This window comes from Trabulsiella odontotermitis, assembly GCF_001188485.1.
GTDB classification, from domain to species: Bacteria; Pseudomonadota; Gammaproteobacteria; order Enterobacterales; family Enterobacteriaceae; genus Trabulsiella; species Trabulsiella odontotermitis_A.
On sequence record NZ_JNGH01000026.1, the window covers coordinates 1 to 231 of the forward strand.

Annotated in this window: 1 rRNA gene; it reads right to left on the reverse strand. The window is 54.1% G+C overall.

Features of this window, described 5'->3' with window-relative positions:
- Window positions 1–231 (reverse strand): 23S ribosomal RNA (locus GM30_RS01695); the annotation flags it as partial.

The following is a 231-nucleotide window of genomic DNA, read 5'->3' on the forward strand; positions in this document are numbered from 1 at the left end:
ACTTCTGATACCTCCAGCAGTCCTCACAGACCACCTTCTACGGCTTACAGAACGCTCCCCTACCCAACGAACGTATCCCTAAACCGACTCGACTTTGTAAAACGCTTTGACGTCGCTTCGCTCCGTCAGCCGTTAAGCCTGTGAATCGTTTTAAGTGATACGTTCGCTGCCGCAGCTTCGGTGCATGGTTTAGCCCCGTTACATCTTCCGCGCAGGCCGACTCGACCAGTG